Source organism: Microbacterium xerophyticum, assembly GCF_053543555.1.
The window spans coordinates 170,128-191,455 of the sequence record NZ_JBLVOB010000005.1; the positions used below are offsets into that span (position 1 = coordinate 170,128).

Annotated in this window: 20 protein-coding genes; 2 read left to right on the forward strand and 18 right to left on the reverse strand. The window is 67.0% G+C overall.

Features of this window, described 5'->3' with window-relative positions; all coding sequences use genetic code 11:
- Positions 1-29: 29 nt before the first annotated feature.
- The 6 genes from ACNPNP_RS05315 to ACNPNP_RS05340 all read right to left on the reverse strand — a co-directional run bounded on the left by ACNPNP_RS05315 (position 30) and on the right by ACNPNP_RS05340 (position 4,390).
- A complete protein-coding gene (locus ACNPNP_RS05315) occupies positions 30-1,325 on the reverse strand; it encodes a citrate synthase (RefSeq protein WP_448965021.1) in 1,296 nt (431 codons plus the stop codon).
- Between the two features lie 167 nt (positions 1,326-1,492).
- Positions 1,493-2,605 (reverse strand): succinyldiaminopimelate transaminase, encoded by a 1,113-nt coding sequence (gene dapC / locus ACNPNP_RS05320; RefSeq protein WP_448965022.1) that lies wholly within the window; start codon positions 2,603-2,605, stop codon positions 1,493-1,495.
- A 6-nt stretch (positions 2,606-2,611) separates the two neighbouring features.
- On the reverse strand, positions 2,612-2,932 hold the full coding sequence (fdxA, locus tag ACNPNP_RS05325) for a ferredoxin (protein WP_188435959.1): 321 nt from the start codon (positions 2,930-2,932) through the stop codon (positions 2,612-2,614).
- A 9-nt stretch (positions 2,933-2,941) separates the two neighbouring features.
- On the reverse strand, positions 2,942-3,325 hold the full coding sequence (locus ACNPNP_RS05330; protein ID WP_448965023.1) for a histidinol dehydrogenase: 384 nt from the start codon (positions 3,323-3,325) through the stop codon (positions 2,942-2,944).
- Positions 3,326-3,365: 40 nt separating this feature from the next.
- Positions 3,366-3,680 carry an AzlD domain-containing protein gene (locus ACNPNP_RS05335; protein ID WP_448965024.1) on the reverse strand — a complete coding sequence of 105 codons (315 nt, stop codon included), beginning with the start codon at positions 3,678-3,680 and terminating at the stop codon, positions 3,366-3,368.
- Positions 3,677-4,390, reverse strand: coding sequence for an AzlC family ABC transporter permease (locus ACNPNP_RS05340; protein ID WP_448965025.1), 714 nt, complete (start codon positions 4,388-4,390; stop codon positions 3,677-3,679). Before ACNPNP_RS05340 ends, ACNPNP_RS05335 begins: the two co-directional genes overlap by 4 nt.
- A 95-nt stretch (positions 4,391-4,485) precedes the next feature.
- Between ACNPNP_RS05340 and ACNPNP_RS05345 the strand changes: the two genes are divergently transcribed.
- A complete protein-coding gene (locus tag ACNPNP_RS05345; protein ID WP_448965026.1) occupies positions 4,486-5,031 on the forward strand; it encodes a helix-turn-helix domain-containing protein in 546 nt (181 codons plus the stop codon).
- A gap of 4 nt (positions 5,032-5,035) precedes the next feature.
- Here ACNPNP_RS05345 and ACNPNP_RS05350 read toward each other — a convergent pair whose 3' ends face one another.
- The 3 genes from ACNPNP_RS05350 to typA all read right to left on the reverse strand — a co-directional run bounded on the left by ACNPNP_RS05350 (position 5,036) and on the right by typA (position 9,750).
- Positions 5,036-6,667, reverse strand: a complete 1,632-nt coding sequence (locus ACNPNP_RS05350; protein WP_448965027.1) for an MFS transporter — start codon at positions 6,665-6,667, stop codon at positions 5,036-5,038.
- Between the two features lie 2 nt (positions 6,668-6,669).
- Positions 6,670-7,683, reverse strand: a complete 1,014-nt coding sequence (gene glsA, locus ACNPNP_RS05355) for a glutaminase A (RefSeq protein ID WP_448965028.1) — start codon at positions 7,681-7,683, stop codon at positions 6,670-6,672.
- 153 nt (positions 7,684-7,836) lie between these two features.
- Positions 7,837-9,750 (reverse strand): translational GTPase TypA, encoded by a 1,914-nt coding sequence (typA, locus tag ACNPNP_RS05360; RefSeq protein WP_448965029.1) that lies wholly within the window; start codon positions 9,748-9,750, stop codon positions 7,837-7,839.
- Between the two features lie 111 nt (positions 9,751-9,861).
- Here typA and ACNPNP_RS05365 point away from each other — a divergent pair, with 111 nt between their 5' ends.
- The gene (locus ACNPNP_RS05365; RefSeq protein WP_448965030.1) at positions 9,862-10,668 is read left to right on the forward strand and encodes a CPBP family intramembrane glutamic endopeptidase; all 807 of its coding nucleotides are present in this window, start codon (positions 9,862-9,864) and stop codon (positions 10,666-10,668) included.
- 2 nt (positions 10,669-10,670) lie between these two features.
- Here the strand turns inward: ACNPNP_RS05365 and ACNPNP_RS05370 are convergent, their stop codons facing one another.
- The 9 genes from ACNPNP_RS05370 to gcvT form a co-directional block, all read right to left on the reverse strand.
- The gene (locus ACNPNP_RS05370; protein ID WP_448965031.1) at positions 10,671-10,979 is read right to left on the reverse strand and encodes a TFIIB-type zinc ribbon-containing protein; all 309 of its coding nucleotides are present in this window, start codon (positions 10,977-10,979) and stop codon (positions 10,671-10,673) included.
- 22 nt (positions 10,980-11,001) lie between these two features.
- A complete protein-coding gene (locus tag ACNPNP_RS05375) occupies positions 11,002-11,484 on the reverse strand; it encodes a PH domain-containing protein (RefSeq protein ID WP_448965032.1) in 483 nt (160 codons plus the stop codon).
- A 71-nt stretch (positions 11,485-11,555) separates the two neighbouring features.
- On the reverse strand, positions 11,556-13,202 hold the full coding sequence (locus tag ACNPNP_RS05380; RefSeq protein ID WP_448965033.1) for a dipeptide ABC transporter ATP-binding protein: 1,647 nt from the start codon (positions 13,200-13,202) through the stop codon (positions 11,556-11,558).
- Positions 13,199-14,143 carry an ABC transporter permease gene (locus ACNPNP_RS05385; RefSeq protein WP_305686658.1) on the reverse strand — a complete coding sequence of 315 codons (945 nt, stop codon included), beginning with the start codon at positions 14,141-14,143 and terminating at the stop codon, positions 13,199-13,201. Before ACNPNP_RS05385 ends, ACNPNP_RS05380 begins: the two co-directional genes overlap by 4 nt.
- Entirely contained in the window at positions 14,130-15,062 is a 933-nt protein-coding gene (locus ACNPNP_RS05390; RefSeq protein ID WP_448965034.1) for an ABC transporter permease, read from the reverse strand. The genes ACNPNP_RS05385 and ACNPNP_RS05390 overlap by 14 nt, the downstream gene beginning before the upstream one ends.
- Positions 15,063-15,141: 79 nt before the next feature.
- Complete coding sequence (locus ACNPNP_RS05395; RefSeq protein ID WP_448965035.1) at positions 15,142-16,773, reverse strand: peptide ABC transporter substrate-binding protein; 1,632 nt, start codon at positions 16,771-16,773, stop codon at positions 15,142-15,144.
- Positions 16,774-16,917: 144 nt separating this feature from the next.
- Positions 16,918-19,734, reverse strand: coding sequence for an aminomethyl-transferring glycine dehydrogenase (gene gcvP, locus ACNPNP_RS05400; protein ID WP_448965247.1), 2,817 nt, complete (start codon positions 19,732-19,734; stop codon positions 16,918-16,920).
- A 61-nt stretch (positions 19,735-19,795) separates the two neighbouring features.
- Positions 19,796-20,173, reverse strand: a complete 378-nt coding sequence (gene gcvH, locus ACNPNP_RS05405) for a glycine cleavage system protein GcvH (RefSeq protein ID WP_448965036.1) — start codon at positions 20,171-20,173, stop codon at positions 19,796-19,798.
- Positions 20,170-21,276: a glycine cleavage system aminomethyltransferase GcvT gene (gcvT, locus tag ACNPNP_RS05410; RefSeq protein ID WP_448965037.1), complete on the reverse strand. Its 1,107-nt coding sequence runs from the start codon at positions 21,274-21,276 to the stop codon at positions 20,170-20,172. Before gcvT ends, gcvH begins: the two co-directional genes overlap by 4 nt.
- Positions 21,277-21,328 lie beyond the last annotated feature (52 nt).

The following is a 21,328-nucleotide window of genomic DNA, read 5'->3' on the forward strand; positions in this document are numbered from 1 at the left end:
AGGAGCATCCGGGGCTTTTCTGCATCCGCTCAGCGCGTCGGGAACTGACGCTCGGGGGATCCTGTGTACAGCTGCTGCGGGCGGCCGATCTTGGTCTGCGTGTCGAGGTTCAGCTCGCGCCACTGCGCGAGCCAGCCCGGCAGGCGGCCGATCGCGAACAGCACCGTGAACATGCGCGTCGGGAAGCCCATGGCCTTGTAGATCACGCCGGTGTAGAAGTCGACGTTCGGGTACAGGCGGCGTTCCTTGAAGTAGTCGTCCGCGAGGGCGAGCTCTTCCAGCTCCTTGGCGACGTCGAGCAGCGGGTCGGTGACACCGAGCTCGCGGAGCACCTCGTCGGCCGCTTCCTTGACGAGCTTGGCGCGCGGGTCGTAGTTCTTGTAGACGCGGTGCCCGAAGCCCATCAGCTTCACGCCGTCTTCCTTGTTCTTCACGCTCTCCACGAAACGCGAGACGCTCTGACCGGAGTCGCGGATCTGTCCGAGCATCGTGAGGACGGCCTCGTTGGCGCCGCCGTGCAGCGGGCCGGAGAGCGCCTGGATGCCGGCGGAGATGGACGCGAACTGGTTCGCTCCGGTCGAGCCGACCAGGCGCACCGTCGAGGTGGAGGCGTTCTGCTCGTGGTCCTCGTGGAGGATCAGCAGGAGCTCGAGAGCCTTCGACATGACCGGATTGACCTCGTAGGGCTCCGAGTGCACACCGAAGTTGAGCTTGAGGAAGTTGTCGACGAAGCTCAACGAGTTGTCAGGGTAGAGGAACGCCTGCCCGACGCTCTTCTTGTGGGCATAGGCGGCGATCACCGGCAGCTTCGCCAGCATGCGCACCATGTTGAGTTCGACGTGCTCGGGGTTGTTCGGGTCTGTCTGGCCCTCGTAGTAGGTCGAGAGCGCGGCGACGGCCGAGGAGAGCACCGACATCGGGTGCGCGGTGTGGGGCAGCGCCGAGAAGAAGTGCTTCAGGTCTTCGTGCAGGAGCGTGTGTCGACGGATGCGGTCGTCGAAGCTCGCGAGCTCATCGGCCGACGGGAGCTCTCCGTAGATGAGCAGCCACGCGACCTCGAGGTAGCTGCAGTTCTTCGCGATCTGCTCGATCGGGTAGCCGCGATAGCGCAGGATGCCCTTGTCGCCGTCGATGAACGTGATCTCGGACTTCGTGGATGCCGTGTTCACGAAGCCGTAGTCGAGGCCGGTGTAACCGGTCTGCTTCGTCAGCGTCGAGAAGTCGATGCTGTCGTTGCCCGCCGTGCCACGAAGTACTGGGAATTCCGCTGTGGTTCCACCGATCGTGAGAGTCGCCTTCGCCTGCTGATCTCCCGCTGCACTCACGCGGTCCTCCTTGTACGTCTTGCTCGACCTGTCGGTCTGATTCGTCGAGGGCGATGCATGGCGCTGAGCGCCTGGTCGGATCTCGACCGAATCGCCTTTACAGCCTAGTCGTCGTATCGGCCTACTGTGACATCCACCAAGAGATGGCGGCAGTTCACCGTGGGAATCTACAGCGCGGCCGCGTGCAACCGCCGCGCCGCTGCCTCGACGCGCTCGATCGGCGCCGTCAGCGACAGCCTCACGTGCTGGTCGGAGTCCGCACCGTAGAACGGGCCGGGACCCGCCAGGATGCCGAGATCGGCCAGGCGACCCATCGATTCCCAGGCGTCCTTGCCCTCGGTCGACCACAGGTACAGCCCTGCCTCCGAGCCGTCGATGCGGAATCCTGCGGCCTGCAGCGCAGGGCGGAGCAGCTCCCGCCGCGCCCGGTACAGCTCCTTCTGAGCGACGACATGCGCGTCGTCTCCGAGTGCCACTGTCATCGCCTGCTGGACGGGAGCCGGGGGCATGAGGCCGAGATGCTTGCGCGCCGTGAGCAGATCGCCGACGACGCGCGCGCATCCGGCCACGAAGGCGGCGCGGTAGCCGGCGAGGTTCGACTGCTTGCTGAGCGAGTACACGCTGAGCAGCCCGCTGCGGGTGCCGCCCGTCACGCGGGGGTCGAGCACTGACGGCACCAACTCCTCGGCCCATCGCCCGTCCCAGCCCAGTTCGGCGTAGCACTCATCGCTCGCGAGGACCGCGCCCAGTTCACGGGCGCGACGCACAGCGGCGGAGAGCTCGTCGACGGTCCAGGTACGCCCGTCCGGGTTTCCCGGCGTGTTGATCCAGATGAGCCGCGCGCCTTCGGGCCAGCGTGCAGGATCGTCTTCCGCCACGGGTGTCGCGCCGGCGACGCGGGCGCCGACCTCATAGGTCGGATAGGCCACCCGTGGGAAGACCACGATGTCGCCGTCGCCGAGGCCGAGCAGAGTGGGCAGCAGAGCGACCAGCTCCTTGGAGCCGATCGTGGGCATCACGTTGTCGACCCTCAGATCCGGCACGCCTCGTCGCCGTGCGTACCAGTCGACGATCGCCTCGCGCAGGGCGGGCGTGCCTACGGTCTGCGGGTACGAGTGCGCATCGGTCGCCTCCGCCAGCGCGCGGCGGATGACCTCCGGCGTCGGATCGACGGGCGAACCGATCGACAGATCGACGAGACCGTCCGGATGCTGTGCGGCGCGCTCACGGTAAGGGACGACCGCGTCCCAGGGGTACTCGGCCAGATCGTGGACGCCCACAGCGGCTTACTCTCCCTGCGGGGGAAGAGCGGCGATGATCGGGTGGTCGTACTTGATGACGCCCACCTTGGCCGCACCACCGGGCGATCCGACCTCGTCGAAGAACTCGACGTTCGCCTTGTAGTAGTCCGCCCATTCCTCGGGCAGGTCGTCCTCGTAGTAGATCGCCTCGACGGGGCACACCGGCTCGCACGCACCGCAGTCGACGCATTCATCCGGGTGGATGTACAACGAGCGCTCGCCCTCGTAGATGCAGTCAACGGGGCACTCGTCGATGCAGGCACGATCCTTGACATCGACGCACGGGAGAGCGATCACATACGTCACGGCTCCAGTCTACGACCCGTCGGCTGTGGTCTGCCTCGGCAGGCGCTTCAGGTTCGGCCAGGCGATCACGAGCAGCGCGATACCGGCGACGAGATAGATCCAGATCTGGCCGATCGGCGTGTTCGGGACGATCACCGAACCACCGGGTCCAGGACCGGAGATGAGCATCACCATGCCCAGCATCCCCAGCGCCGTGGCGACGGTCGCACCGCGATCATGCGTCAGAGCACGCACCGCCACCAGGAGTGCGGCACAGGCGATGGCGGCGACGATCATCCCGAGCGGGATCACGCCCCACATGAGGCTGTGCGCGATGGTTCCCGCCGTTCCGTAAACGACGCCCACCAGCGCGGCGGCAAGCCAGGACAGTCCACGGGAGATCCAGTTCGGCACTCCCCCACTTTACGCGCCAGTGCTGCCGATCCGCGTACCCTCAGACCGCCCAGCCGACCAGGCGCAGCAGCGCTGCCACGGCCGCAGCGGCGATGACGACGACGAGGAACGACTGTCGCATGTACAGCAGCCCTGCGGCGACCAGCACGGCGGGAATGCGCGCATCGACCACGACCGCCTGTCCGTCGCCCAACGTCTGCACGGCGACGAGCGCAGCGAGCAGCGCCACCGTCAACAGGTCGGAGATGCGGGCAGGACGAGGCGCCTCGAGCAGATGCGAAGGGATCAGGTAGCCGAACGCCTTCAAGGCGACGCAGATGCAGGCGGCCAGCAGCACCGCGCTCCAGACGCTCATGCGCTCGCCTCCGGCGCAGGGCTCGTCGTCCTGATGTCGTCGCGGCCCAGCCAATTGAACCAGCCCACCACTATCGCGACCACGGCCGCCACGAGCACCGGCAGCCCCGGCATCATGACGGGGGTGAGCGACGCGGCGATGACCGCCGCGGCCACGCCCACGGCGATCTCCTGCCGCTGCTTGAGCCGTGGCCAGAGCAGTGCGAGGAAGGCGGCTGCTGCCGCGGCATCCAGACCCCACGATTTGGGGTCGCCCAGCACGTCGCCCAGGAGTGCACCGAGGAGCGTCGTGATGTTCCAACCGATGAAGACACCGAGTCCTGTGACCCAGAAACCCAGCCGGCTCAGCGCTGGAGTGCCCTGCGAGATGGCGACGGCGGTCGATTCGTCGATCGTGACCTGCGCTGCGGCAGTGCGGCGCCAGAATCCGCTTCCGATGATCGGGGACATGCGCATGCCGTATGCCAGGTTGCGCACACCCAGCAGTGCGGCCGAGGCGATCGCCGACGGCAGTGCTGCGATCCCTCCCGCCCCGAAGACGCCGATGAACGCGAACTGCGATCCGCCGGTGAACATCAGCAGGCTCAGCACACTGGTCTGCCAGATGTCGAGGCCGGACGCCACCGCAAGCGCGCCGAACGAGATGCCGTAGGCGCTCGTGGCCACGGCGACGCCGAGCCCTTCGCGCCAGACTTCGCGCCGCTGTGACATGCCGCTTCCCGTTCGCTTCGGTGAACACCTGTCGACCATTCTGAACACTTCGGCGCCGCTAGTCAAAGCGAACGATCGTTTGACATACTGAACGGATGGAACTCGCCTCCCGGATCGGTCGTGCGCTGCGCCGCGAGCGCGAATCCGCCGGCATCAGCATCTCCGAACTCGCGCGTCGCGCCGGCGTCTCCAAGGCCACGGTTTCGCAACTGGAGACCGGCACTGGCAACCCCAGTGTCGAGACGCTCTGGGCGCTCGGAGATGCGCTCGGCATCCCGTTCGCTGTGCTGGTGGATCAGCCGGCGAACGCCCCGACGCTGATCCGTGCCGACGAGCTCGACGGTGTGCCGTCTGCGGCCGCGCCGTACAGTGCGACGCTGCTCTCTGCGAGCCCGCCCGGCGCGCGCCGCGACCTCTACGTGATCCGCGCGGAGCCGGGCGAGCCCCGGCGCTCGATGCCGCACCACAGCGGCACGACCGAGCACGTCATCCTCATGGCGGGTGCCGCGGACATCGGCCCTGCGGGCTCGCCGGTCCGACTCTCCCCTGGCGACTACCTGTCATATGCGGGCGATGCCCCGCACGTGTTCGAGGCGCTGGAGCCCGGCACGAGTGCGGTGCTCATCTCCGAGCTCCGCTGAGTCGTCACTCGCCCCCGGAGACGGGTGCGGGATCGGGTATCTCGTCGGGCTTGTATCTCGGCAGCCGCGAGGCTGGCAGGATCGCAAGAGCACTGATCCCGGCGAGTATCAGGAGACCGAGCCTCAAGGTCCCGAGCCGAGCATCGGCGTTGAGCGCCACGGCCTCCTCCACCTGTTCGGGTGTGGCGTCCGTCTGCTCGAGCACGGAGCGCAACTCGTCGTTGCTGACGAAGTTGATGTTGTCCATGTTCACCTGCTCGACGAGAGCCGGTGGGATCTCCGGGTGCTCGATCACCGCCCTGCCGACGCTCAATCCGAGCAGCGACACGAGCAGCGCACCGGCCACGGCGGTGCCGACGGCGCCGGCGAGGTTCTGCGTCGTGCCGCGGAGCGAGCCGACATCTCCGGCGAGTTCGGACGGTGCGGAGGTCACGAGCACGTTGAACACCAGCGTCACCAGAGCGCCCTGGCCGACGCCGAAGACGAAGAGCCCGAGGATCGTCGGGAACGTCTCCCAGTTGTTGTTCACGACGATCGACAGCCAGATCAGGGCGATGGTGGTCAGGATGAAACCGAAGACGCCGATCGTCCGCGGCGGGTAGCGCTTGTAGAAGCGCACGACCAGGGTCGCGGTGATGAAGACCGTCAGGTTGAACGGCATCATCGCCAGAGAGGTGTCGAAGGGTGTGCGGCCCTGCACGATCTGGATGTACAACGGGATCGAGAAGTTCACGCAGGCTTCGAGGGCGACGACGATGAACATCGCGTACACCGCCGCGCGCTCGCGCGGAGAGTCGACGACGCTCAGGTCGATCAGCGGCACCTTCCCGGTCGCCATCCGCCGCCTGGTCCACATGAAGAAGAACTGGCCGCACACGACACCGAGCACGATGAGGATCGGTGCGGGCGAAAGCCCGAACACGCTGAACGGGGACTCATCCGTCGCCGCCAGCGCGCCCCAGCCGTTGAGGTTGTTGAACCCGAGCGTCAGCATGACGATTCCCGCGCCGATCAGCAGCGCCGCAACCAGATCGATCCTGATCGCGGCATTGCCCCGGTCGGAGCGCAGCGTGAAGCTCAGCAGGAACACCGCGACGGCGAAGGCGAGCACCACGTAGAAGATCGGTCGCCAGCCGACGAGCGTACCGAGCGTGCCGCCGATCAGGAACGCGCTCACCCCTGAGATCGCGCGGGCGGAGCCGAGCGCTCCGATCGCCGTCGCCTGCTGCGCACCCCGGTAGTTCTCGGCGATGAGCGCCACGAGCGAGGGCACGATGATCGCCGCCGCCGCACCCGCGGTGGCCTGACCGGCGATCGCCCATCCCACCGTCGGCGAGAAGATCATCATGAGGGCGGAACCGGCGAAGAGTACGACGACGACGCGGAAGATCACGACCCAGCCGATGCGCTGCCCGAGTTTGGCTCCCGTCATGACCAGAGCTGCCACTGACAGCCCGTAGACGACGATCGTGGAACTGGCGACCGTCGGCGGCACGCCGAAGTCCTCCACCATCCCGCCGAGGGAGATGGGCAGGGCAGCCACGTTGAACGACATCAGCACCTGGGCGAGGAACAGGCAGATCATCGGCAGCCAGGACGTCTTCGTGGCCGTCTCGTGCGATGCGGTGGCTGACATGCTCATTCCTCCAACGGGGATTCGGTGCGAGGCTCGGATGCGAACATGTTCAGTCCGAGCGCCCTCGACAGGTGACCGATCGCGAGCTGCGACCGCACCGAGTTGCCGGCGACGTCCAGCCGAGGGGAGAACGCTCCGGCGGCCCCCTTGCCGGGAGAGACCGCGACGATTCCACCCGAGACACCGGATTTCGCAGGAATGCCGATCTCGAAGAGCCATTCCCCCGACCGCTCGTACAGACCCGATGCGGCCACGACCGCGAGGGTGTCGCGGCACACATCGGCCGACACCACGCGCTGCCCTGTGACGGGGTTCACTCCGCCGTCTGCGAGAGTCGCCCCCATGACGGCGAGATCATGCGCCGTGACGTTGAGGGCGCATTGACGCGTGTAGACGTCGACGATCGCATCCGAGTCGCCCTCCAGCCGTCCGTAGCTGCTGAGCAGACTGCCCAGCCCCTCGTTGCGCTGGTTCGTCTCGGCCTCGGATCGATACACTTCGTCGTCGAGTTCGAGCTCGCGTCCGGCGAAGGCCGAGAGACCAGTGCGGATGCGTTCCCACTTCACGGCGGGCGATGCCCCGGGCATCAGAGCCGTTGTGGCGATCGCACCGGCATTGACCATCGGGTTCATCGGGTGCCCGCCGTTGAGCTCCAGCGCCATCACGGAGTTGAACGGCAGCCCGGTGTTGTTCACCCCGACGATGTCGCGCACGCGTTCATGACCGTGCTCCTGGATGGCGAGCGCGTAGACGAACATCTTCGAGATCGACTGGATCGAGAACGGATGCTGCGCATCACCGGCATCGTGGACTCCCCCGGAGACGTCGACGACGGCGATCCCGAAGAGGTCGCGGTCGACGGCACCGAGGATCGGGATGTAATCGGCCACGGCGCCCGTCCGATCGGCGAGGTGACGGCGGTGCGCGTCGTGGACGAGCTCCTCGACCCGATCCCATCCGGGCAGCGCTCCTGTCGAGACTCGCTGCGCGACACCGGCGAGATCGGTCGGAATCACATGGGCCTCCTCGAGCGGTGCGGCGTACCCGTCACACGCTAGACCTGCGAGGCACGCCGTGTACAGGCGCTCTCGCAGGTTGCCGTTCAGCTGCACGAAGAAGGGCCCCGTGTCGGCTGCACCGACGCCGAGGCCCTCCGCGCACCGCTCGGGTTACGCGTTGGCGTCCTGACGCTTCAGACGCGAAGCCGCGCGACCGCGCACGGTCGCGTCGAGGTTGACCTTGCGGATGCGCACGACCTCGGGGGTGACCTCGACGCATTCGTCGTCACGGGCGAACTCGAGGCTCTCCTCGAGGGTCAGCTGGCGCGGGGGCGTCATCGACTCGAAGGTGTCGGAGCTCGCCGCACGCATGTTGGTGAGCTTCTTCTCCTTGGTGATGTTCACGTCCATGTCGTCGGCGCGCGAGTTCTCGCCGATGACCATGCCCTCGTAGACCTCCTGCGTGGGCTGGACGAAGAACGACATGCGCTCCTGCAGGGCGATCATGGCGAACGGGGTGACGACGCCCTGACGGTCGGCGACGATCGAGCCGTTCTGACGCGTGGTGATGTGACCCGCCCACGGCTCGTAGCCGTGCGAGATGGCGTTGGCGATGCCGGTGCCGCGCGTCGTGGTGAGGAACTCGGTGCGGAAGCCGATCAGGCCGCGCGACGGCACGATGAACTCCATGCGCACCCAGCCGGTGCCGTGGTTGATCATGTTGTCCATGCGCCCCTTGCGGGCCGCCAGCAGCTGCGTGATCGCGCCGAGGTACTCCTCGGGAGCATCGATCGTGAGGTGCTCGAACGGCTCGTACGTCTTGCCGTCGACCTTCTTCGTGACTACCTGCGGCTTGCCGACGGTGAGCTCGAAGCCCTCGCGACGCATGTTCTCGACGAGGATGGCGAGGGCCAGTTCGCCGCGGCCCTGCACCTCCCATGCGTCGGGACGTCCGATGTCGACGACCTTGAGCGAGACGTTGCCGATGAGCTCGCGGTCGAGGCGGTCCTTCACCATCCGGGCGGTGAGCTTGTGCCCCTTGACCTTGCCCATCAGCGGCGAGGTGTTGGTGCCGATCGTCATCGAGATCGCGGGGTCGTCGACGTGGATCTGGGGCAGCGGGCGCACATCCTCGGGGTCGGCGATGGTCTCACCGATCGTGATGTCCTCGAAGCCGGCGATCGCGACGATGTCGCCAGGGGCTGCGCTCTCGGCCGGGTAGCGCTCGAGCGCACGGGTCTTGAGCAGCTCGGTGATGCGCGCGTTGCTGGTGGTGCCGTCGGCACGCACCCAGGCCACGGTCTGACCCTTCTTCAGGGTGCCGTTGAAGACGCGCAGCAGCGCGAGGCGGCCGAGGAACGGGCTGGAGTCGAGGTTCGTGACCCAGGCCTGCAGCGGAGCCTCGTCGTCGTACGACGGCGCGGGGATGTGCTCGAGGATCGCCTCGAACAGGGGCTCGAGGTCGTCGTTGTCGGGGAGCGAGCCGTTCTCGGGACGGTTGCGCGACGCCGCACCGGCGCGGCCGGAGGCGTAGACGACCGGCACGTCGAGCAGCGCGTCGACGTCGAGGTCGGGAACGTCGTCCACGAGGTCGGATGCGAGGCCCAGCAGCAGGTCGTGCGCTTCCTCCTCGACCTCGGGGATGCGCGCGTCGGGACGATCTGTCTTGTTGACGAGGAGGATCACCGGCAGCTTCGCCTCGAGCGCCTTGCGCAGCACGAAGCGGGTCTGCGGCAGCGGACCCTCGGACGCGTCGACGAGCAGCACGACGCCGTCGACCATGGACAGACCGCGCTCGACCTCGCCACCGAAGTCGGCGTGGCCCGGGGTGTCGATCACGTTGATCGTGATGTCCTGGCCGTTGGAATGGGCACCCTTGTAGGTGATCGCGGTGTTCTTCGCGAGGATCGTGATGCCCTTTTCGCGCTCGAGGTCATTCGAGTCCATGGCGCGTTCGTCCACATGCGCGTGCTCGCCGAACGAGCCCGTCTGGCGCAGCATGGCGTCCACGAGCGTGGTCTTGCCGTGGTCGACGTGCGCGACGATAGCGACATTGCGGAGGTCAGAGCGAAGGGCGTGCGCCATGCAAGTTTCCTAAAAGGGAGGGGAAATGCCGGGATGCCGACGGTACAGGATATCGCACGATGGCTGGTCGCTCTCTGAACGCGCATATCTTCGCTGTCGTAGCATCGGGCTGTGACCCTTCCACGCGCTCAGGGACCGACGACGGCCCTCGCCCCTGACGTCTCGCATGCACGCATCCGGTGGGAGATCGCCATCGTGCTGGCGCTCGGGCTCGGCGAGTCCGCCGTGTACGCGATCGTGCAGCTCGCCTACCGGCTCACCGACTCCATCCCCCTCGCAGACCAGAGCACGGCTCTGAATCCATCACGCAGCGACCGCGAGATCTTCGACCTCATCTACCAAGTGCTGGGGATCGCCTTCTCTGTCGTCCCCGTACTGCTGGTGTGCTTCCTGCTGTGGAATCACGCACGACCGCATCTGAGCAGGCTCGGGCTCGACGGCACCCGCGTGGGCCGCGACACCGGCCACGGCATCCTCCTGGTGCTTGCCATCGGGATCCCCGGGATCGCACTGTATGCGGGAGGGCGGATGCTGGGACTCTTCGTCCTCGTGAATCCGGGAAGCCTCGACAACCACTGGTGGACGGTGCCGGTCCTGCTGCTCTCCGCCGCCCGAGCGTCGCTCATGGAGGAGTTCGTGGTGCTCGGCTACCTGTTCTTCCGGCTGAAGCAGCTCGGCTGGGGCATGTGGCCGATCATCATCGCGACCTCGGTGCTGCGGGCGAGCTATCACCTCTATCAGGGACCGGGCGCCTTCATCGGCAATCTCGCGATGGGCCTGCTGTTCGGCTGGCTGTTCGCCCGCACCGGCCGGCTGCTGCCGTTCCTGGTGGCGCACTTCGTGATCGACGCCGCGGCCTTCGTCGGATACCCGTGGGCCGCGGCGACGTTCCCCGCGCTTCTCGGCCTGACCGGCTGAACTCAGTCGAAGAGGTCGCTGAGCCAGCTCTCGCGCTTGCGCGGGCGACCGCGACCGTCACGATCGTCACGGCGACGGTCGTCGTAGCGCGGCTGCTCGTACGCGGGAGGAGCGAAACGCTGTTCCCGATCGTCGTACTGCGGCGTCGGCGGTGCGTAGGACTGGGGCTGCTGTGCGGTCACCGAACGCTCGATGATCTTGTCGAGTTCGCCGCGATCGAGCCAGACACCACGGCACTGCGGGCAGTAATCGATCTCGATACCGCTCCGGTCGGACATGACGAGCGTGGAACCATCAGTGGGGCATTGCATGCGCCGAGCCAAGCAGACGTCGCTATGAGAACCGTGTGATGACGACCGCGGTCGCCGCCCAGACGACCAGCACTGCGAACGCGATGATCGCACTCCAGTCCCACGTGCGCACGACGGCCGCGTCCGATGGCGATGCATCCAGGCGCAGGCGCTGAAGCTTCGCGATGCCGTCCTCGGCCGCTTCGTTCCCGTCTTCCCTGGTGCGCTCAGGGCCCAGGCGGCGCGGCCTGGATCGCGACGGACCGCCGAAGCACTTCACGACACCGCCCTGATCGAGTGTCAGCTCGATCTGCCACCGCATGGCGATCCGCTTCACTCTGCTCCACGGCAGCCAGGTGCGGCGGAGCAGATTCTGCACCCCGACCCCGCTGTCATCGGCGCGCACGTCCGACGCGATGCCCACGACGTAGATGACCCAGAGCACGAGCAGGAGCCATGGGGCGAGCAGGAGCGCCTCGCCGACCCCGGTTCGTACGGCCGCTTCGATCAGCAGCGCCGCTGACATGACAGCGGTGATGCCCAGCAACCAGGCGGCCCCGGTGACCCGAAAGACCCGTGGCGGCCTGGCCGCCGGCATCAGCCGCGGCCCCCCAGCGGAAGCGAGGCTCCGGGAATGGCATCCAGCAGCCGACTGGTGTACTCCTGCTGCGGGTTGCTGAAGATCTCGTCGACGCTCCCCTGTTCGACGATGCGTCCCTTCTCCATGACGCACACGAGGTCAGCGGCGACGCGGACGACAGCGAGGTCATGGGTGATGAACAGATACGTCAATCCGAGATCGCGCTGGAGGTCGGAGAGCAGATTCAGGATCTGATCCTGCACCAGCACGTCCAGGGCGGAGACCGCCTCGTCCAGCACGACGATGTCCGGCTTGAGCGCCAGCGCACGCGCGATCGCGACGCGCTGCCGCTGCCCCCCGGACAACTCGTTCGGGTAGCGCCACGCGAGCTCCTGCGGCAGGGCGACCTGCTCCAGCAGCTCGAGTGAACGCTGGTGCTGCTCTTCCCTCGTTCCCAGCCCGTGCACGTGCAGGGGCTCGGAGATCAGGTTCCCGATGCTGCGCAGCGGGTCGAGCGACCCGTACGGGTCCTGGAACACCGGCTGCATGCGCCGCCGCAATCGGAACACATCAGCGCGCGACATCGTGCTGGTGGCTTCTCCGTCGATGAAGATCTCGCCGTCGGTCGGCTTCTCCAACTGCAGCAGCATCTTCGCCACGGTCGACTTCCCCGACCCCGACTCCCCCACCAGCGCGAGCGTCTTGCCTCGCGGGATGGAGAACGAGACCTCGTCGACGGCGCGGAACCGCTCGTGACGCAGTCCACCGGTGCGGATCGAGTAGTCCTTGACGAGACCGCGCACCTCGACGACCGGAGCAGCCGTCTCGACTGGCGCGGTGTGCGCATCGGCCGTGATGCCGATGCGCTTCGAGGCGAGGCTCGGAGCCGCGGCGACGAGTCGCTGGGTGTACGGATGCTGCGGGTTGGTGAGGATCTCGGCGCTGGGTCCCGCCTCGACGATTTCACCCTGATTCATCACGAGGATGCGGTCGGCACGCTCCGCGGCGAGACCGAGGTCGTGCGTGATCAGCAGCACCGAGGTGCCCCGATCGCTCGTGAGGGAGGCGAGGTGATCCAGGATCACTCGCTGCACCGTCACGTCGAGCGCGCTGGTGGGTTCGTCGGCGATCAGCAGCTTCGGGTCGGCCGCGAGGCCGATTCCGATGAGCGCGCGCTGGCGCATTCCCCCGGAGAACTGATGGGGGAACTGGTGCATGCGCCGTGCCGCGTCGCTGAGGCCGGCTTGGACCAGCACCTCCACGGCGCGGTCGTTCACCTCTCGTCGACCCTGCGCCAGCCCGTTGGCGCGGACCGCCTCCTTGACCTGGAAACCGATCGACCAGACGGGATTGAGGTTCGACATCGGATCCTGCGGCACGTAGCCGATCTCACGACCGCGGATCCGCTCCATCTCCCCACGACTCGCCTTCGTGAGGTCCCTGCCGGTGAGCATGATGCTTCCGCCGGTCACCTCACCCGTGCCGGGCAGCAGATCGATGATCGCCGCGGCGGTGGTCGACTTGCCGGACCCCGACTCCCCCACGATGGCGAGCGTCTCGCCCTCGAGGATGTCGAAGCTCACGCCGTGCAGCACCTCACGGGACTGCCTGCCGCTGCGGAATGCGACCTTGAGATCGCGGATGCTGAGCAGTGGCTCGTTCATCGCTGTGCCCTCGCCTTCGGGTCGACGGCGTCGCGAAGCAGCTCGCCGAGTGTGATGAATGCCAACACGGTGAATGTCAACGCCAGTGACGGCCAGAACAGCGCCATCGGTGCAGTGCGGATACTCGTCTGCGCCTGGCTGATGTCGTTGCCCCACGACATCGTGCTGCCGCCGAGGCCGACGCCGAGGAACGACAGCGTCGCCTCCGCGACGATCGCCGCGGCGAGGCTCAACGTGGCGACGACGATGACCGGGGCCATCGCGTTCGGCAGCACGTGCGAGATGAGGGTCCGGAATCGGGAGAGCCCGACGGCTTCCGCGCCCATCACGAAGTCGGCCTGTTTCACGCGCAGCACCTCGGCGCGCATGATCCTCGCCGTGGATGCCCACGCGAAGCCGCCGATGGCGAACGCGAGCACGATCTCGTTGCGCACCGGCATCACCGACATCACGACGATCGCCGCGATGATGTACGGGATGGTGAAGAAGATGTCACCGACGCGCGACAGCAGCGAGTCGAGCCACCCGCCGTAGAAGCCCGCGAAGGCTCCCATCGCCATCCCGAGGATGGTGCTGATGAGCGTCGCCAGAACGCCGACGACCACCGAGGTGCGAGTGCCCCAGATGATGCGCGAGTACACATCGCACCCCTGACGGGTGAATCCGAGCGGATGCCCCGCTGCGGGTCCTCCGTTGCTGTTCGCGAGCTCACAGCCGTTGTTGGGCGCCACACTCGTGAAGAGCCCCGGCCCGAGCGAGACGATGATCACGAGCAGCACGACTGCGGATGAGATCCAGAACAGCGGCCGACGACGGAGATCGCGCCAGGCGTCGAGCCAGAGGTTGCTGCGCTTCGGGTTGATGCGGACGACGTCGACCGGCACCGAGGTCGTGTCGACGGGAGCCACAAAGTGCTCTGCGTGCGCGTCAGGACGGGACATAGCGGATCCTCGGATCGAGCAGGCCGTAGACGAGGTCTACGACGATATTGATTAACACGTAGACGACGACGAACACCGTGACGAACGACACGACCGTCGGATTCTCACCGCGGATGATCGCCTGGTACAGGGTGTTGCCCACGCCGGGCACGTTGAAGATGCCCTCCGTCACGGTGGCGCCGACCATCAGGATGCCGAACACCGTGCCGAGGTCGGTGACCATCGGGATGAGCGAGTTGCGGAGTACGTGCACGGGGATCACGCGTCCTCGTGACAGGCCCTTGCTGTAGGCGGTGCGCACCCAGTCCTGATTGAGCGTCTCGATCGTCGAGGCTCTGGTGAGGCGCATGCTCGTCGCATACACGCTCAGGCCCAGCACGATCGCCGGGAGCCACAGATCACCCCAGTCGTTACGGGCGCCGACCGTGGGTCTGAACCAGCCGAGTTGGACGGCGAGGAAGTACTGTGCGAGGAAAGACAGCACGAAGATCGGCACCGCGACGAAGATGAGCGCGATGACGAGCATCGAGTTGTCGAAGATCCCGCCCTTGCCGAGCGCGGAGAACAGGCCGATCACGATCGCCAGCGCGAACGCGATCCCGACAGCCATCACTGCGAGGCGCAGCGTGACCGGGAACGTCCTTGCCAGGATGTCGGCGACCGGCTGACCGGAGAAGCTGATGCCGAAATCGAGTCGGAAGATGCCGGCGATGTAATAGAAGTACTGCACGACGAACGGCTGATCGAGGTGGTACTGCGCGCGCAGCCTCTCGAGAAGAGCCGGGTTCGGTTGGCGGTCTCCGAACAGCGCGGCGATGGGATCGCCGGGCATCGCGAAGACCATGAAGTAGATCAGCAGGGTGGCGCCGAAGAACACCGGGATCGCCTGCAGGATCCGTTTGAGGATGTAAAGAGCCACCCTCGACCTCCCTTCGAGTGCGCGGACGCACATGCGACGAGGCGATGGTGAAAACCACCGCCTCGTCGCTTGTCGTTTGTCAGCTGACCTTGGTGATCTGCTCGAAGAGCGGCACCGAGTTCCAGCCGAACTCAACGTTGTCCACGGTCTCGCCGTAGCCACCGACCACGTTCGAGTACCACAGCGGCGTTGCCGGGAGGTCCTTCAGAAGCACTTCCTGGGCCTTCTGGAACAGGCCGTTCGCCTCTTCGGCGTCCGTGGCCGAGATGCCTTCCGAGAGCAGCTCGTCGAACTCGGGGTTCGAGTAGTCGCCATCGTTGGAGCCGGCGTTGGTCGCGTAGAGCGGGCCGAGGAAGTTGTACAGACCCGGGTAGTCGGCCTGCCATCCGGTACGGAACGCGGACTGGATCGTGCGCTCGGTGACCTCACCGCGCAGCTCGGCGAAGGTCGGATACGGCGCACCCGATGCCTCGATGCCGAGCGTGTTCTTGATGGAGTTGGCCGTCGCGTCGACCCATGCCTGGTGGCCGCCGTCGGCGTTGTAGGCGATCTGGAACTCGCCGCTCCACGGGCTGATGGCGTCAGCCTCGGCCCACAGCTCCTTGGCCTTCTCGGGGTCGTACGCCAGGACCTCAGCGCCCTCGAGCGAGTCGGACCAGCCGTCGATGACCGGCGACGTGAAGTCGCTGGCCGGGGTGCGGGTGCCCTGGAAGATCACGTCGGTGATCTCCTCGCGGTTGATCGACATCGAGATCGCCTGACGACGCAGCACGCCTTCTTCGCCGCCGAAGTGCTCAAGGCGCTCCGGGATCGTGAACGACTGGAAGATCGCTGCCGGCTGGTTCACCGCGCGGTCGCCCAGGTCGGACTCGAAGGTCTCGAAAGCCGAGTCCGGGATCGCGTCGAGGACGTCGAGCTCACCCGCGAGGAGGTCGGCGTACGCCGAATCCTGCGATGCGTAGAACTTGATGTCCAGACCGCCGTTGGCCGGGGTGCGAGGGCCGTCGTACTCGGGGTTCACGACGAGGTTGATCCCTACGTCGTGCTGCCACGCGCCTTCGCCCTCGAGCATGTACGGGCCGTTGCCGATCGGGTTCTCGCCGAAGGCCTCGATGTCATCGAAGGCCACGTCGGGCAGCGGGTAGTACGCCGAGTAGCCCAGTCGCTGTGCGAAGTCGGATGCCGGCTTGTTCAGCGCGATCGTGAAGGTGTACTCGTCGACCTCCTCGAGGCCGGTGAGCTCGGAGTCCGCGTCGTAGCTGAAGCCTTCGATGTCCTCGAAGAAGTAGCTGGAGAGCTGCTCGTTCGAGGCGAGTGCACCGTAGTTCCACGCCTTGATGAAGTTGTCGGCAGTGACCTCTTCACCGTCGCTGAAGGTGAGCCCCTCGCGGATCTTGACGGTCAGGTTCTGCGGGTCCTCGACCGTGATCTCCTCGGCGACGTCGTTGAACACCGAGCCGTCGGCCGCGTAGCCGATGAGCCCTGCGAACATCGCGTCGAGGATCTTGCCTCCACCGACCTCGTTGGTGTTGGTCGGGATCAGCGGGTTCTGCGGCTCGGAGCCGTTGACCGTGATGATCGCGGTGGCGTCGCCCTCGTTGCCTTCGCCTCCGTCGCCGTTGCCGGTGTCCGAACCTGCGCAACCGGCCAGCACGAGCGCGCTGGCGGAGAGCAGACCGACACCGGCCAGGGTGATCTTGTTTCGCTTCATGTCTATGTCCTCCTGTGGACAGGGTGCAAATGCGTCCCGTGTTCGGGTCGCAGATGAGTTGAGACTAACCTCGCACACGGCTTTTGAGGCCCTGTGTTAATCAACCGTTACTGAGTGGTGACCTTGTCGAAATACGCGGACGTGCTATGCGAACGCCTCGACGGGCGGGCACGCGCAGACGAGGTTGCGGTCGCCGTACGCCTGATCGATGCGGCGCACGGGCGGCCAGTACTTCGCCGCGACGAGCGAATGCACCGGATATGCGGCGTCCTCGCGCGTGTAGGCGTGGTTCCACTCCCCCGCGATCAGCGAGACGGCGGTGTGCGGCGCGTGCACGAGCGGGTTGTCATCGGCGGGCCAGCGGCCGGATGCCACGGCATCCGCCTCGGACTTGATCATGATCATCGCCTCGATGAACCGATCGATCTCGCCGAGGTCCTCCGACTCGGTCGGCTCGACCATGAGGGTTCCTGGCACGGGGAACGACATGGTCGGCGCGTGGAATCCGTAGTCGATCAGGCGCTTGGCGACGTCGTCGACGGTGATGCCGGTGGCCTCCTTCAGCGGACGCAGGTCGAGGATGCACTCGTGCGCGACCCGATCGTTCTCGCCCGTGTAGAGCACGGGGTAGTGATCGCGCAGGCGCGCGGCGATGTAGTTCGCCGACAGCACGGCCGCTGCCGTCGCGTCCCGCAGTCCGTCCGCGCCCATCATGCGCACGTACGACCATGAGATCGGCAGGATTCCTGCAGATCCGTATGGCGCCGCCGACACCGCTCCCCCGGCGAACTCGTGCCCGCCGGCATGCGTGGAGCGCTGCGCGAGCGGATGCGAGGGCAGGTGAGGTGCGAGATGCGCCTTGGCCGCCACCGGGCCGATGCCGGGGCCGCCGCCGCCGTGCGGGATCGCGAACGTCTTGTGCAGATTCAGGTGCGAGACGTCGCCGCCGAGGTCACCGAAGCGCGCGTAGCCGAGCAGCGCGTTGAGGTTCGCACCGTCGACGTACACCTGTCCGCCGGCGTCGTGAACGGCCGAGGTGATCGCCACGACGTCCTGCTCGTACACGCCGTGCGTGGACGGGTACGTGATCATGAGCGCTGCGATCTCGTCCGCGTGCGACGCGATCTTCGCACGCAGGTCGTCGAGATCGACGTTGCCGAGTTCGTCGCAGGCGACGACGACGACCTTCATACCGGCGAGCACGGCGGACGCCGCGTTCGTGCCGTGCGCGGACGACGGGATCAGGCACACCGTGCGGTGGTCGTCGCCGTTCGCGAGGTGGTAGCCGCGAATCGCGAGGAGTCCGGCGAGTTCGCCCTGCGAGCCCGCGTTCGGCTGCAGGGAGACGGCGTCGTAACCGGTGACCTCAGCCAGCCAGCCCTCCAGCTGGTCGATCATCTCGAGGTAGCCCTCGACGTCCGATGCCGGGGCGAACGGGTGGATCCCGGCGAACTCGGGCCAGGTGATCGAGGCCATCTCGGTCGCGGCGTTGAGCTTCATGGTGCACGAGCCCAGCGGGATCATGCCGCGATCCAGGGCGTAGTCGCGATCGGCGAGGCTCTTCAGGTACCGCATCATCGCCGTCTCGCTGTGATGCACGTGGAAGACCGGGTGGGTGAGGTATTCGTCCGTGCGATGGAGAGCGTTCGGGATGCGAGCGCGCGTGCCGTCGCCACCCGGGTTGATCACCCGCGCTGGAACACCGAACAGCGAGGCGACGACGTCGAGTTCGGCGTGCGTCGTCGTCTCGTCGACGGCGATGCTCACCGTGCGCTCGTCCACCAGGTGCAGCAGGATGCCGAGCTCGTCATGCGCGCGCGTCACCAGCCCGGCGGCGTCCGCCGTGCGCACGGTCAGCGTGTCGAAGAATGTCTCATGCACGACCTCGGCGCCGGCTTCTGCCAACCGATCGCCCAGCAGCGCGGCCTTCGATGCGACGTCCCCGGCGATCCGCCGCAGTCCGTCGGGACCGTGATAGACCGCGTACATCGCTGCCATGACGGCGAGCAGCACCTGCGCCGTGCAGATGTTGCTCGTCGCCTTCTCGCGACGGATGTGCTGCTCGCGCGTCTGCAGGGAGAGCCGGTACGCCGGCTTGCCGTCGGCATCCACTGATACGCCGACCAGGCGCCCTGGCAGCTGTCGCTCGAGTCCCTGACGCACGGCCATGTAGCCGGCGTGCGGGCCACCGAAGCCCATCGGCACGCCGAAGCGCTGGGTGGTACCGACCGCGACATCGGCGCCGAGCGAACCGGGCGACGAGATCAGTGTCAGCGCCAGCAGATCGGCGGCGACGACCGCGAGACCGCCCGCGATGTGCGCGGCGTCGATCACCGCACTCGGGTCCCACACACGCCCGGATGCCGCGGGGTACTGCACGAACACGCCGAACAGCTCGTCGGGCAGGGCCTCCCCTTCGGCGAGGTCGCGTTCGACCAGTTCGATGTCGAGCGCTTCCGCGCGCGTGGCGAGCAGCGCCTTGGTCTGGGGGAACGCACCGGCGTCGACGACGAACACCGCGGACTTCGCCTTCGAGGCGCGCCGGGCCAGCAGCATCCCCTCGGCGACCGCCGTGGACTCGTCCAGCATCGAGGCGTTCGCGGTCGACAGACCGGTGAGGTCGGCGACCATCGTCTGGAAGTTGATCAGCGCCTCGAGCCGGCCTTGTGAGATCTCCGGCTGGTACGGCGTGTACGCCGTGTACCAGGACGGGTTCTCCAGCACATTGCGCTGGATCACGCTGGGCGTGAGCGTGCCGTAGTAGCCGAGACCGATCATCGACCGGTGCACACGGTTGCGCGACGCGAACGCACGGAGCTCGGCGAGCGCCTCGGCCTCTGTGGCCGCCGCCGGGATCACCGACGCGCCGGATGCGTCCGTGAGGATCGAGGCCGGCACCGCGGCGTGCATGAGCGTGTCGATCGACGATTCAGCGTCGGAGATGCCGAGAGCTTCCAGCATCACGCGCCGGGTCTCGGCGGTCGTGCCGATATGACGTTCGGAGAAAGTGGTCACTGCGAGATCAGCCCTCGGTCAGCGCGACGTACGCGTCGCGGTCGAGCAGTCCGTCTGCCGCATCTTCTGCGACGGAGACCTTGATCAGCCAGCCGCCCTCGAAGGGCTCGGCGTTGACGAGCGACGGGTCATCGACCGCGGCCTCGTTGATCTCGACCACGGTGCCGGAGACGGGGGCGTAGAGCTCGCCCACCGACTTGGTCGACTCGATCTCGCCTACCACGGCGCCGGCCGCGATCTCGGTGCCGACGGCGGGGAGTTCGAGGAAGACGACGTCACCGAGCTTCTCGGCGGCGAAGTCCGTCACGCCGATCGTGGCGACACCATCGGCGATGGCGAGCCACTCGTGCTCTTCGGTGTAGGCGAGTGCGTTCAGATCGGTCATTTCGTCCTCCGGTAGAAAGGCAGTGCGGTCACGGTCGCGGGGATCTTCGTGCCCCGCACGTCAAGGAATACGGATGTGCCCGCTTCGGCCGAAGCGGCATCGATGTAGGCCATCGCGATCGGATGGCCGAGTGTCGGGCTGAGCGCACCGCTGGTGATCTCGCCGAGCGCGGTGCCGTCCTCGTCCACGACGGCATAGCCCGCGCGTCCCGCGCGCTTGCCGTCGGCGGTGAGCCCCACGAGCACCCGTGACCCCTCAGCGGGGGCCACGGAGTTCTTGCCGACGAAGGTCTCCTTGTCAGCGGCGACGACCCGCCCGAGGCCCGCCTGAGCCGGTTTCGTCGAGAGTGAGAGCTCGTGGCCGTACAGCGGCATCCCCGCCTCGAGGCGGAGCGTGTCGCGTGCCGCGAGACCCGCGGGGACGATGCCGTGCGACGCGCCGGCGACGAGGAGCGCGTCCCACAGGGCGACCGCGTCCTCGCTGCGGACGAGCAGTTCGAAGCCGTCCTCGCCGGTGTAGCCGGTGCGTGCGATCAGCAGCGGTTCACCGAGGAAGGAGGCGTCCGCCCATGCGTAGTACTTCTGCTCGGACCACGCAACGGCGACATCGGCGATGCCCTCGGTCGACGCCGCGATCGCCGCGGATGCGGGGCCCTGGACGGCCACCAGGGCGTAGGCGTCGGAGACGTCCTCCACCTCGGTGCCGAAGCCGCTCGCACGCTCGCGCAGAGCCGTGCCGACGGCATCCCGGTTGCCTGCATTCGAGATGATCAGGTACCGGTCGTCGGAGAGGCGGTAGACGATGACGTCGTCGATGATGCCGCCGTCCTCGGCGAGCAGCAGTGAATACTTGGCCTTCCCGACCGTCATGGTCGACAGCCGCCCGGCCAGCGCGAAGTCCAGGTACGCCGGCGCGTCCCCGCCCTCGATCGTGAACTCAGCCATATGCGAGATGTCGAAGAGGCCGGCGGCATCGCGCACCGCGTGGTGCTCGGCGAGATCCGAGGTGTAGCGCACCGGCATCTGCCAGCCGCCGAAGTCGGTGAAGGATGCACCGAGCGACTCGTGCCGCTCGCGCAGCGGTGTGAAGCGGGCCTGGGTCATGGAGCTCTCCCGTGATGATCGGAAGGATGCCGTACGGAATGCACGGTATCCG

Excerpts from the sequence above, each read along its gene's own strand:
- ACNPNP_RS05335 (WP_448965024.1), bottom strand. The coding sequence starts at position 3,680 with ATGAGCGTCTGGAGCGCGGTGCTGCTGGCCGCCTGCATCTGCGTCGCC.
- ACNPNP_RS05340 (WP_448965025.1), bottom strand. The coding sequence starts at position 4,390 with ATGTCACAGCGGCGCGAAGTCTGGCGCGAAGGGCTCGGCGTCGCCGTG.
- ACNPNP_RS05345 (WP_448965026.1), top strand. The coding sequence starts at position 4,486 with ATGGAACTCGCCTCCCGGATCGGTCGTGCGCTGCGCCGCGAGCGCGAA.
- ACNPNP_RS05350 (WP_448965027.1), bottom strand. The coding sequence starts at position 6,667 with ATGTCAGCCACCGCATCGCACGAGACGGCCACGAAGACGTCCTGGCTG.
- typA (WP_448965029.1), bottom strand. The coding sequence starts at position 9,750 with ATGGCGCACGCCCTTCGCTCTGACCTCCGCAATGTCGCTATCGTCGCG.
- ACNPNP_RS05370 (WP_448965031.1), bottom strand. The coding sequence starts at position 10,979 with ATGCAATGCCCCACTGATGGTTCCACGCTCGTCATGTCCGACCGGAGC.
- ACNPNP_RS05375 (WP_448965032.1), bottom strand. The coding sequence starts at position 11,484 with ATGTCAGCGGCGCTGCTGATCGAAGCGGCCGTACGAACCGGGGTCGGC.
- ACNPNP_RS05380 (WP_448965033.1), bottom strand. The coding sequence starts at position 13,202 with ATGAACGAGCCACTGCTCAGCATCCGCGATCTCAAGGTCGCATTCCGC.
- ACNPNP_RS05385 (WP_305686658.1), bottom strand. The coding sequence starts at position 14,143 with ATGTCCCGTCCTGACGCGCACGCAGAGCACTTTGTGGCTCCCGTCGAC.
- ACNPNP_RS05395 (WP_448965035.1), bottom strand. The coding sequence starts at position 16,773 with ATGAAGCGAAACAAGATCACCCTGGCCGGTGTCGGTCTGCTCTCCGCC.
- gcvP (WP_448965247.1), bottom strand. The coding sequence starts at position 19,734 with ATGCTGGAAGCTCTCGGCATCTCCGACGCTGAATCGTCGATCGACACG.
- gcvH (WP_448965036.1), bottom strand. The coding sequence starts at position 20,173 with ATGACCGATCTGAACGCACTCGCCTACACCGAAGAGCACGAGTGGCTC.
- gcvT (WP_448965037.1), bottom strand. The coding sequence starts at position 21,276 with ATGACCCAGGCCCGCTTCACACCGCTGCGCGAGCGGCACGAGTCGCTC.